This window comes from Mycobacterium sp. 1465703.0, from assembly GCF_001672975.1.
Lineage (GTDB): Bacteria > Actinomycetota > Actinomycetes > Mycobacteriales > Mycobacteriaceae > Mycobacterium.
In genome coordinates this window covers 19,595-31,119 of the sequence record NZ_LZKU01000216.1, presented here as the reverse complement: position 1 = coordinate 31,119, position 11,525 = coordinate 19,595, and the positions used below count along the sequence as shown (strand labels likewise).

The window sequence follows — 11,525 nt, the reverse complement described above, 5'->3', positions numbered from 1 at the left end:
GTCGGCGAGTATCACTTGGGTTTTCTCGCGCGCGCCGGACTGCAGTTCGGCGGCGTGTTGACGCGCCGAGGCCGTGTACGCGCAGGCGCCGGCGGGATCGGAATCGGCGAGAGCGGTCGCGGCCGCCAACACCACCAGCACCGTGTGCACGCGCACCGGAAGCCACTCCCGGCGCTCGTCCACGCCCAGCGAGACGGCCCGGGCCAGTTGCAGCACCGAGCCGGCCAGCAGGGCCACGTGCACGGCCTCGGCGCGTCAACACGCCGCCGAACTGCAGTCCGGCGCGCGCGAGAAAACCCAAGTGATACTCGCCGACGTGGTCAGCGCCTGCGTCGACGACCTGCAACGGGTCATCGATCTTCGGCACAGCTGAGCGGATCAGCGCGAGTCGGCCAGGAACTCCTGAACCAGCTTCCGTGGCGCCTGGGTCAGCCACGCCTCGGTGATCAGCTCCTCGAGGTCGCGTGCCGAGATCGAGGCCAAGTTGACCAGTACCGCGGGATAGCCGTCGAAATGGGGAGTGGTGAAGTACGTTCCGGGATCATCATCGATCAGCGCGAACTTGACACCCTCGTCGGACACCCGGACTCCGAGGATGTCGCCCTCCGGTGGTTGGGAGCCGTTGCGCGCCAGCTCCTCGCGCTCGGAGGGCCGCAGCGGCCGCTCCCAGGCCAGCAATTTCTTGCCGACCCGCCAGTCGTGCGGTGACGGCTCGGAGGTGAGTGCCAGCTCACCAACGATGCGGGCGACCTCGCCCCACGTGGCCACAACACGATTGTGCTCTCGTTTTCGCCGAAGCGCCGTCGGATCGGCAAACGGTGGGGCGCCGGAGATGTCCCGCGGGCCCCATGGCTGGCCGGCATGTGATGAGATCAGCGGTGAGGAGGAGGAAGCGCTTGCCAGCACAACCAGGCGAACCAGGGGCTGGGATCGCCCGGCGGCACCGGGTAACCCACCGCACCGAATACCGCTACTCCGACGTGGTGACCAGCTCTTACGGGCGCGGATTTCTCACCCCGCGCGACTCGCAGCGGCAACGCTGTGTCGCGCATCGGCTGATCGTCGAGCCGGGCCCCGCCGACAGCTCCACCAGTGTGGACACCTACGGCAACGTCAGCTCCTATTTCCATGTCACCGAGCCACACCGCGCGCTGAAGGTGACCAGCGATTCCATCGTCGACGTCTATCCGCCCGGCCCGGATCTGTACACCGACGGGCCGGCGGCCCAGCCGTGGGAGGCGGCGCGGCCGGCCGGGCGCAGCGGGGCGTTGGCGACCGAGTTCACTTTGGACTTGAACCCGCCGGAGATCACCGACGAGATCCGCGAGTACGCGGCGCCCAGCTTCCCAGCCGGGCGTCCGTTGATCGAGGTGTTGCGCGATCTGGCGTCACGCATCTTCACCGACTTCACCTACCGGTCGGGGTCGACGACGATTTCCACCGGAGTCAAAGAGGTTCTGGCCGCCCGAGAAGGGGTATGTCAAGACTTTGCCAGGCTGGCGATCGCCTGCCTGCGAGCCAATGGGTTGGCGGCCAGTTACGTATCCGGGTATCTGGCCACCGACCCGCCACCCGGAAAGGATCGGATGATCGGCATCGACGCCACGCACGCCTGGGCAGCGGTGTGGACTCCTCAGCAGCCCGGCCAATTCGAGTGGTTGGGGCTCGATCCCACCAACGACCAGATGGTCGACGAGCGCTACATCATCGTGGGCCGGGGGCGTGATTACGCGGACGTCCCGCCGTTGCGGGGCATCATCTACACCGACTCGGAGCACAGCGTGATCGACGTCGCGGTCGACGTGGTGCCCTTTGAAGGCGATGTGCTGTATGCGTGACTTCACCTGCCCCAACTGCGGTCAGCGCCTGACCTTCGAGAACTCCACCTGCCTGAACTGCGGTAGTGCGCTGGGATTTTCGCTCGACCAGATGGCGCTGCTGGTGATCTCGGATGACGATGCCACCGAGCACGCCGGCTTCGTGCACTCCAGCGAATACCAACTCTGCGCCAATCTGCTGCTGGCCGAATGCAATTGGCTGGTCCCGGTCAACAACCCCCGGTTGCTGTGCACGTCGTGCGCGCTGACCATCGAGCGACCCAACGACGCCGACACCGTCGGGATGGCGGAATTCGCCCGCGCCGAGGCGGCCAAACGACGGCTGATCGCCGAACTGCACGAGTTGAAGCTGCCGATCGTCGGGCGGGACAAGGACCCCGACTACGGGCTGGCCTTCAGGTTGTTGTCCAGCGCGCACGAGAAGGTGATGACCGGCCACGAAAACGGGGTAATCACGATAGATTTGGCCGAGGGTGATGACGCGCATCGCGAGCAGCTACGCGTCGAGATGGACGAGCCGTACCGGACCTTGCTGGGGCACTTCCGCCACGAGATCGGGCATTACTACTACTACCGGCTGATCGCGCCGTTCGCCGACTACGTGACGCGGTTCAACGAACTGTTCGGCGACCACGAAGCCGATTACCAGGAGGCGCTGGACCGCCATTACAGTGAGGGCGCGCCCGAAGGCTGGCAGGAGGACTTCGTATCGTCCTATGCCACCATGCATCCCGCCGAGGACTGGGCCGAGACGTTCGCCCACTACCTGCACATCCGCGACACCCTGGATACCTCGGCATGGTGTGGGTTGGCGCCGGCGTCGGCCACCTTCGACCGACCGGCACTGGGACCCAGCGCTTTTCAGACGATCATCGACATGTGGCTGCCGTTGTCATGGTCGCTGAACATGGTGAACCGGTCGATGGGTCACGACGACCTGTACCCGTTCGTGCTGCCGGTCACGGTGCTGGAGAAGATGAGGTTCATCCACACCGTGATCGACGAGGTCACGTCGGAGACCCGCGGTCCCGCCTCGGTGGCCGGTTAGGCCGGCATCACCCGGCGTTGGTCGGGCCCCCAAAGTGGTTGCATACCACCGGGCAACGCCAGCTGGGTGGTGGTGATGACCTCGGCCAGGTTGCGCAGCTCGAGATGCACCGAATTGAGCAGCCCCGCCAACTCGGCGCGCCGCCCGTCGTCATTGACCCGTTCCAGCTCGGCGGGATCGGACCGACGCAGCAGGGTGCTGATCTCGTCCACCAGCCGTTCCGGGCGCGACGAGCCCGACGAACCGGGCAACTCCTTGAGATTGGCCCGCAGCCGCTCCAACTGGTACAGCAACGACCGTGGGTTCTGCGGGTCGAACAGCATCAACTCGGCCATGGCGGCCACGCTGACCTTGCCCACCGTGCGGCGCCGGTAGATGACCGAGGACTCACATGCCACCAGGGTGGACTCGATGACCGTCTGTTCGGCAGCGGCACCGCGGACGACAGTCAGTGTTGCCTGCAGCAACGCCGTCAGCCACAGCCCGCGTTCGATCCGCTTGCCGATGTCCATCATCGTCCAGCCCACGTCGCGCACCATCGACTCGCCGGCCACCCCCGACAGGGTCAGCATGCCGGCCAGCGTCTGAGTCTGAGCTCTGGTGAGTAACGCATCGGCCTCGGAAAGTGATTGCGGCGGTTCGCTTTCCAGTGCCAGCGCGCGCTCCACTGCGGCCAGCACCATCCAGGTGTCGTTGGACATCTGGTCGCGCACCGCCCGGGCGGCCAGCGCCAGACCTTCGACGGATTCCAGCAGCGAGCCGGGCCGGCGCGGATCAACGGTGAGTGACCACATGGTGGAGGGAGCGACGGCGATCATTTCAGCGTGGTCACCGTCGGCCGTGGTGTCGGTTCCGGTGATGCGGCCCAGCGCGGTAATCAGCACCGGCACACATTCGCTTTCCTCGCTGTGCTGCTGATGCCGGTAGACGTGGAACCGGTCGCGGGTGACGATGAGCAGCCGCGCCATGCTCTCAGCGCGCTCGCCGTAGCGGCCGATCCAGAACAAATCCGACAGCACACGTGGCGAGCTGATGCCCCAGGTACCCGCGGCCGTCTTCGCCGGCGGTTCCGGCGTCGGAAGGCTGATCGCCTCGGCGCTCACCCGCTCGGTGGGGCGCACCCAGACATCCTTGGCCGCAATCGTTTTCAAGGTGTACGCGGCGGATCCGGGTGCCAGCACGTAACCGATGCCGCCGATCATCGGCGCGTAACCGCCACGCTGGGCGACGGTGAACAATCGGACGCCGACACCCGCTGAGGACAACACCCCGGCGTGGTCGGTCGGCGCCGACGAGAACTGCGGCAACTCCTGACCGATCCACTGCCAGGGCATCGTCTCGATCCGGGTCGCCAACCGGGTCAGCTGGTCAGACGAGAGTGTAGGCCCGACAAAGGTGTTCTCACCGACAGTGGATTTCACCAACAACGACGACAGATTCGCCAGTAGGTGCGAACGCTCACTGGCGATGCCGCCCCAGTAGACCTCTGTGGTGGGCAGCTGCAAGGTTTCCGACAGCAGGTGCTCGGCCATCCGGGGCAGGAAACGCAGCAGCCCAGGGTTTTCCAGAATCCCGCTGCCCAACGTGTTGACCACGGTGACCGTTCCGCGACGCTGCGCCTCCACCAACCCGGCTACCCCGAGCCGGGAGTCGGCGCGCAGATCCAGCGGGTCCGAATAGTCGGCGTCGACTCGGCGAAGGACGACGTCGACGCGTTTCAAGGTGCCCAGCGAGCGCATCCACAACATGCCGTCGCGCACCACCAGATCGGCGCTTTCCACCATCGGGAAACCCAGCAGGGTGGCCAGGTAGGCCTGATCGAACGCGGTCTCGGAGTAAATGCCCGGGGACAGCACCACCACCACGGGGTCCTGGGCGTCGTCGGGCGCCGCGTCGATCAGCGCCAGCCGCAGCGCCTGGGCGAACGGCGTCGTCGGGCGCGGCGCGATCTTCTCGTAGAGGTCGGGAATCGAGTGCGCGACCACGCGCCGGTCGGCGAGCGCATAACCGGCGCCCGAGGGCGCCTGGGTGCGGTCGGCGTTGACCAGAAAGTCACCGTCGGGTCGCCGGCTGACATCACAGGCGTGCATGAAAAGCTGGTGGCGGCCCGGGATTTCGATTCCGTTGGCCGCGCGCAGGTACCCGGGATGGCCGAACAGCAGCTCCGGGGGCAGGATGCCTTCGGTAAGCAGGCTGCGTGGCCCGTACAGGTCTGCCAGCACGGCGTCGAGCACTCGCGACCGCTGCAGCAGGCCGGCCTCGAGCACCTCCCAATCGGCCGCGGACAACACGATCGGCAGCGTGTCCAGCTGCCAGGGCCTGGGCTCCTGGCCGCGACCGCCGGGTTCGACGTCGGTGTAGGTGATGCCGTCGTTGTCGATGAGGCCGCGCACCACCGAGCGCAGCCGGTCCAGCCCGGCGCGGCCGCGCTCGGCGATGGTGTCGGCCAACTCGGCCCACGCCGGGCGCACATTGCCATCCCGGTCGACGAATTCGTCGTAGCCGCTTTCCGGACCGTGCCGCAGATCGAACAGCGCTTCCTGGGCCCGCGCGGCGCGGTAGGAGGCCAGCAGGCGATCGGCGTCATAGCGCGCGGTGCCGACCATCGAGCCGGGCCCGGTCGGTCCACCGGTGCCGAATGTCATGTCCGCAAACGTCATTACTGCGCAACGGTACGCACGCGGCGCAGGTCGAGGATTCCCGGCGCGCCGATATCGGTGAAGATCCGGGCCTGCTTCTCCCGGATGCCGGACAAATCGACTTTGCCCGGGGTGAAGCCGGTTGCCTCGAACCGGCGGGCGCGGCGCGCCTCGGCCTCTACGGCGTTGACAGGCGGCGTGTCGTAGGCCCGCCCGCCGGGATGGGCGACGTGGTAGGTGCAGCCGCCGCGTGACGTTCCGGTGGTGAGGTCGATCAGCTCGAACTGCAACGGCCCGTCAGCCGAGATGGTCGAATGGAGTGCGCTGGGCGGCTGCCAGGCCTTGAACCGCACCCCGCCCACGTGGATGTCGGGATTGTCGGTGGCCAGCAACGGCACCGGATAACCGTTGGCGGTCAACACATAGCGGTGACGGTCGGCCCCGATGATGCGCACCTGGATGCGCTCGACCGAGGAGTCGACGTAGCGGGCGGTGCCGGTGGCGGTGGACTCTTCGCCCAACGTGGTCCACGGCTCGATTGCGCCGCGCAGTTCTATCTCCACGCCGTCGAACACCGCGGTGCCGATGCGCGGGAACCGGAACTCGGTGAACGGATCCAGCCAGCTGGTCTCGAACCCGATGCCGTGCGCGCGCAAGTCGGCAGCGACATCGGCGATATCGTGAATCAGGAAGTGCGGCAACAGGTATCGGCCATGCAAGTTGGCGCCGTGGCGGATCAGCGGTGCGCGCAGGGGTTCCTCCCAGAACCAGGCGACCAGCGAGCGCACCAACAGCGACTGCACCATGGCCATGTGCAGATGGGGCGGCATCTCGAAGCCGCGCAGTTCCAGCAGACCAAGCCGGCCGCGGGCGCTGTCCGGGCTGTAGAGCTTGTCGATGCAGAACTCGGCGCGATGGGTGTTGCCGGTGATGTCGGTGAGCAGGTGGCGCAACGCGCGGTCGATCACCCACGGTTTGGTGGCGCCGCCGCCACCCAGTCGGGCTATCTCGGCGAACGCGATCTCGAGTTCGTAGAGGGCTTCGGCGCGGCCCTCGTCCACTCGCGGCGCCTGCGACGTGGTGCCGACGAACCGGCCGGCGAACAGATAAGACAGCGACGGGTGACGCTGCCAGTAGGTCAGCAGCGAGACCAGTAGATCGGGACGGCGCAGCAGCGGTGAATCCGCGGGCGTCACGCCGCCCAGTGTGATGTGGTTGCCACCGCCAGTGCCGCCGTGCGTGCCGTCGACGTCGAAGGACTCGGTGGACAGGCGGGCCAACCTGGCTTGCGCATAGAGGGTCTCGAGCTGTTGATGCTGTTCGGCGAAGCTGGCGGTGGGTGCGACGTTGACTTCGATCACCCCGGGGTCCGGGGTGATGGTGGTCGAGCGCAGCCGCGGGTCCGGTGGGGGATCATATCCTTCGATCACCACCGGGCAGTCGGCCTTCGTCGCCGCGGCCTCGATCCGGGTGATCAGGTCGACGTAATGCTCGAGCGCCGCGGTGGGGGGCAGGAAGATGTAGAGCAGCCCATCCCGGATCTCGGTCACCATCGCGGTCGGCGGCGCCCCGTCCGGGTCGACGACCTCGGCAGTGGGGGAGTCCGTCGACAGCGCGTCGCCGACGGCAAGGGGGTCGGCGTCGAACGCCGGGCGCGGCGGTTTCCAGCTGATCGAGTCCAGCGGCAACCGTAGCCCCGCCGGAGAATCGCCGGGCAGCAACACGATACGACCGCGGCGCAGCCGCCAGTCGGCACTGGCCCAGCCGAGGTCATCGTCGCGCCGGTGCAGTGGAAGAACGAATGCCGTTGGCGTCGTGACGGTTTCGTCCAGTCGGGTCAGCAGAGCCGCGCGGCCGGCGGGGGAGTCGGTCTCCAGGTCGTCCTCGGGGTCCACCGGAACCCCTTCCGGCTCGCGAACTTTGGCCACCAGCCGATGCAGCGGGTCTTCGTAGGCCGACCGCACCTGCGAGGCCGGCAGCCCGAGGCCGTCGGCGACCCACGCGAGCACCTGGTAGGCCGCCTCGTTGTCGGCCCGGCGATCCGGCGCGCTGCTCCACGGATCGGCCAACAGTGTTTCGTCGGACCACAGCGGACGCCCGTCGGTGCGCCAGTGCAACGCAATCTGCCAGCGCGGCAAAGGTTCTCCCGGATACCAGCGGCCCTGGCCGCGCTGGACCACGCCGTTGGGCGCCCACACGGTTTTGAGCCGGGCCGCCAGATCGGACGCCCGCCGCCGCTTGAGCGGCCCGTCGGCGTCCGTGGTCCACTCCTTGGCGATTTGATCGTCCACCGACACGAACGTCGGCTCGCCACCAATGGTCAGCCGGACGTCGGCCGCGGCCAGCCGCTCGTCGACGCGCTGGCCGACCTCGCAGATCGTCCGCCACGCGTCGTCGGTGTAAGGCAGTGTGACGCGCGGATCTTCGTGGACCCGGGTGACGGTGTTGGAGAACTCCAGCGTCGACGTGCACGGCTCGGTGCCCCCGCTGATGGGTGCCGCGGATGTCGGGTGCGGTGTGGCGGCCAGCGGGATGTGACCCTCGCCGGCGAACAGCCCGGACGTCGGATCGAGCCCGATCCAGCCCGCGCCGGGGATGTACACCTCGGTCCAGGCGTGCAGGTCGGTGAAGTCGGCGACCGGTCCCGACGGCCCGTCCAGCGCCTCGATGTCGGACGCCAGCTGCACCAGGTAGCCGGACACGAAGCGGGCGGCCAGCCCCATCTGGCGCAGGATCGACACCAGCAGCCAGGCCGAATCGCGACACGAGCCGACCCCGGCCCGCAACGTGTAATCCGGTGTCTGTACGCCGGGTTCCATCCGCAGGCTGTAGGCGACGTCGGCGTTGATCGCACGGTTGAGTTCGACCAGCATGTCGATGGTGCGGGTGCCGGGGCGCACCGAAAAGTTGCCCAGCCACTCCCGTACCAACTCGCCCGGGCCTGAGCCGTCGCCCTGTTCGTCGACCGGGCGCAGGTAGGGCTCCAGGTCTTCGGCAAGCTCCTTGGGATAGCTCAGTCCGGTTCCGCCGGCGGGCCTCCATGTTTCGGCCCAGTCCTCGATGAAGAAGTCGAACGGGTTGATCACCTTGAGGTCGGCGATCAACCCGACGGTGATGGTCAGGCGTCGCATTGGGTCCGGAAACACCAGTCGGGCAAGGAAATTGCCCACCGCATCCTGTTGCCAGTTGATGAAGTGTTCGTCGGGTTCGATACGCAACGAGTAGGCCTCGATGGGCGTGCGGGTGTGCGGCGCCGGGCGCAGCCGCACAACGTGCGGATACACCCGTACCAGCCGGTCAAAGGTGTAGCTGGTGCGGTGCTCCAGCGCAACTTTGATGCTCATAACCGCTGATCCCATCACACGCGTCGGTACGGCGCAGCGCACCGCAATGGCGGGCCCAAGCCGCGGCCGCGCCGCATCAGTCGACGGTGATCGTCACTGGCTCAGCGGCGCAACCGATCCACCGGACAAGCGACGGTACGTGTAGACCTGGATCAACAGCGCTATCGGGACGGCGACGATCAGGCCGATGAAGCACAGCAGGAAACCGATCAGCACGACCGCCGCCTGCACCAGCCAGGACAGCAGGGTGCTGCCGATGTTGGCGCGGACGGTAGTGAAGCTCGCCTTCAACGCCGGGATCGCCGGCAGGCCGCGATCCGTCGCGAAGGCGATGGTGAACAACGCGAAGAAGCTGAAGACCGCAACGGCCAACAGCGCCAACAAGTTGAAGATGAATGTCGGCGGGATCAGCGACAGCGCGTCCAATGCCACGCTGATCACGCTGAGCAGTGCGGCGGCGAGCAGCACGTTGCCGAAGTGGCGCGGCTTGAAGAACGAACTGACGGTCACCGGCCGGCCATCGGCGATGTCCAGGGCCCCCGACAGGACCGCCGCCTGGACGAAGATGGTGTAGACGAAGAACACGATCTGCAGAACGATCGCGCCGACGCCGCCCGTGCCGCCCGAAAACGACGCCGCGTAATCGCCGTCGGCGTTGCTCGTTGTGGCGTCGCCCCCGCCCAGCAGCACGAATACCAGCCCGTGCAGGATCAGCCCGACCACGAAGTACACCAGCAACGCGACAATCAGCGGGACGGCGTTCTTGCTGAACTTGTTCCACGCCCAGGAGAAGCCTTCGCCGATGCTGAACTGCTGCGGGCCCCCGGCGGGATAGCCGGAGGGCGGGTAGCCCGGCGGCGGGTATCCCGGTGGGCCGTAGCCGGGTGGCGCGTACCCGCCAGGCGGCGGCGCGCCGTAACCCTGGGGTGGGCCGTAACCGGGAGGTGGCCCCGCTGGGCCACCGGGCGGCGGCCCGTAGCCGGGCGGTGCCCCGTATCCGGGGGGCGGGCCGTATCCGGGGGGCGGGCCGTATCCGGGCGGTGCCCCATAGCCGGGCGGCGGTCCATATCCGTGCTGCGGCCCGGGCGGCCCAGGCTGCCCATAACCGGGAGGCGGGTAGCCGGCGGGATCGGGATTACCTTGCGGCTCGCTCGGATTGCCGGGGTGCTCCGGGGGTTGGCTCATCGCCACTCCTACGTCGTCGACGTTCTGGGCATGCGTCGCAGAATTTAACAAGTATCCGACGGCTTTGGGAGCCTCGCCAGATGTGCGCGACCCGTGTTGCGGCTTCGTGGTATGCCTGAAGCCGTGTCCGACGGTCTGTTTGACCTACCCGGTACGCCGCAGCCAACCGATGACGGGCTGGGCGTGTCGGGCGGTGCACCCCTGGCGGTCCGGATGCGCCCGGCATCGTTGGACGAGGTGGTCGGCCAAGATCATCTGCTGGCGCACGGATCGCCGCTGCGCCGCCTGGTCGAGGGCTCGGGCGTCGCGTCGGCCATCTTGTACGGGCCGCCCGGGAGCGGCAAGACAACGCTGGCCGCGCTGATCTCGCAGGCGACCGGCCGCCGGTTCGAGGCGCTGTCGGCGTTGTCGGCCGGTGTCAAAGATGTTCGCGCGGTGATCGAAAAGGCACGCACCGCGCTCCTTCACGGTGAGCAGACGGTGTTGTTCATCGACGAGGTGCACCGGTTCTCCAAGACCCAGCAGGACGCGTTGCTGTCGGCCGTCGAGAATCGGGTGGTGCTGCTGGTGGCGGCGACCACCGAGAACCCGAGCTTCTCGGTGGTGGCGCCGCTGTTGTCCCGCTCGCTGATCCTGCAATTGCGCCCGCTGAGCGCCGACGACATCCGGGCGGTGGTGCAGCGCGCCATCGATGATCCGCGCGGTCTGCGCGGGCAGATCCCGGTCGCGCCCGACGCGATCGACCTGCTGGTGCGACTGGCCGCCGGTGACGCGCGGCGCGCGCTGACGGCGTTGGAGGTCGCCGCCGAGTCGGTGCAACCCGGTGCCGACTTGACGGTCGCCGCCATCGAACAGTCCCTGGACGAAGCCGCGGTGCGTTATGACCGGGACGGCGACCAGCACTACGACGTCATCAGCGCCTTCATCAAGTCGGTGCGCGGCTCGGACGTCGACGCCGCGCTGCACTATCTGGCCCGCATGCTCGTCGCCGGCGAGGACCCGCGGTTCGTCGCACGCCGGCTGATGATCCTGGCCAGCGAGGACATCGGCATGGCCGACTCGACCGCGCTGCAGGTCGCGGTTGCGGCCGCCCAGACGGTCGCGCTGATCGGCATGCCCGAGGCGCAGCTCACCCTGGCGCATTGCACGATTTATCTGGCCACCGCACCGAAGTCGAACGCGGTCACCACGGCGCTCGGCGCGGCGATGAACGACATCAGGGGCGGCAAAGCCGGTCTGGTTCCGCCCCATCTGCGTGACGGGCACTACTCGGGCGCAGCCGGGCTGGGCAACGCGCAGGGCTACAAGTACTCACACGACAACCCGGATGGTGTTGTCGGACAACAATATCCACCCGACGAGCTGGTCGGTGTCGACTATTATCGGCCTACCGGGCGCGGCGGTGAGCGCGAAATGGCCGGCCGGCTGGATCGGCTGCGCGCCATCATCCGTAACAGGCGGAGGTGACAAA

At 67.7% G+C, this 11,525-nt stretch carries 7 protein-coding genes and 1 pseudogene; 3 read left to right on the top strand and 5 right to left on the bottom strand.

The window, feature by feature from the left end; translation table 11 throughout:
* Together A5625_RS20840 and A5625_RS20835 are read right to left on the bottom strand one after the other, a co-directional pair.
* Positions 1-243: pseudogene (locus A5625_RS20840) on the bottom strand (aromatic acid exporter family protein); the annotation flags it as partial.
* 135 nt (positions 244-378) lie between these two features.
* Positions 379-768, bottom strand: a complete 390-nt coding sequence (locus A5625_RS20835) for an MmcQ/YjbR family DNA-binding protein (RefSeq protein ID WP_066998347.1) — start codon at positions 766-768, stop codon at positions 379-381.
* Positions 769-866: 98 nt separating this feature from the next.
* On the opposite strand from A5625_RS20835, the gene A5625_RS20830 reads away from it, so the two are divergent.
* Positions 867-1,838 carry a transglutaminase family protein gene (locus A5625_RS20830; protein WP_066998344.1) on the top strand — a complete coding sequence of 324 codons (972 nt, stop codon included), beginning with the start codon at positions 867-869 and terminating at the stop codon, positions 1,836-1,838.
* On the top strand, positions 1,831-2,886 hold the full coding sequence (locus tag A5625_RS20825; protein ID WP_066998341.1) for a putative zinc-binding metallopeptidase: 1,056 nt from the start codon (positions 1,831-1,833) through the stop codon (positions 2,884-2,886). The genes A5625_RS20830 and A5625_RS20825 overlap by 8 nt, the downstream gene beginning before the upstream one ends.
* On the opposite strand, the gene A5625_RS20820 is transcribed toward A5625_RS20825, so the two are convergent.
* The 3 genes from A5625_RS20820 to A5625_RS29260 form a co-directional block, all read right to left on the bottom strand.
* A complete protein-coding gene (locus tag A5625_RS20820) occupies positions 2,883-5,492 on the bottom strand; it encodes a circularly permuted type 2 ATP-grasp protein (protein ID WP_156748415.1) in 2,610 nt (869 codons plus the stop codon). The genes A5625_RS20825 and A5625_RS20820 overlap by 4 nt on opposite strands.
* 53 nt (positions 5,493-5,545) lie before the next feature.
* Entirely contained in the window at positions 5,546-8,869 is a 3,324-nt protein-coding gene (locus A5625_RS20815) for a DUF2126 domain-containing protein (protein WP_066998335.1), read from the bottom strand.
* A gap of 93 nt (positions 8,870-8,962) precedes the next feature.
* Positions 8,963-10,054 carry a hypothetical protein gene (locus A5625_RS29260; RefSeq protein WP_066998332.1) on the bottom strand — a complete coding sequence of 364 codons (1,092 nt, stop codon included), beginning with the start codon at positions 10,052-10,054 and terminating at the stop codon, positions 8,963-8,965.
* A gap of 111 nt (positions 10,055-10,165) precedes the next feature.
* Here A5625_RS29260 and A5625_RS20805 point away from each other — a divergent pair, with 111 nt between their 5' ends.
* On the top strand, positions 10,166-11,521 hold the full coding sequence (locus A5625_RS20805) for a replication-associated recombination protein A (RefSeq protein ID WP_066998329.1): 1,356 nt from the start codon (positions 10,166-10,168) through the stop codon (positions 11,519-11,521).
* The last annotated feature ends 4 nt before the right edge of the window (positions 11,522-11,525 follow it).

Bases quoted from the DNA above. Each gene is read 5' to 3' on its own strand.
- A5625_RS20830 (WP_066998344.1), top strand. From the start codon at position 867: ATGAGATCAGCGGTGAGGAGGAGGAAGCGCTTGCCAGCACAACCAGGC.
- A5625_RS20825 (WP_066998341.1), top strand. From the start codon at position 1,831: ATGCGTGACTTCACCTGCCCCAACTGCGGTCAGCGCCTGACCTTCGAG.
- A5625_RS20820 (WP_156748415.1), bottom strand. From the start codon at position 5,492: ATGGTCGGCACCGCGCGCTATGACGCCGATCGCCTGCTGGCCTCCTAC.
- A5625_RS20815 (WP_066998335.1), bottom strand. From the start codon at position 8,869: ATGAGCATCAAAGTTGCGCTGGAGCACCGCACCAGCTACACCTTTGAC.
- A5625_RS29260 (WP_066998332.1), bottom strand. From the start codon at position 10,054: ATGAGCCAACCCCCGGAGCACCCCGGCAATCCGAGCGAGCCGCAAGGT.
- A5625_RS20805 (WP_066998329.1), top strand. From the start codon at position 10,166: ATGCCTGAAGCCGTGTCCGACGGTCTGTTTGACCTACCCGGTACGCCG.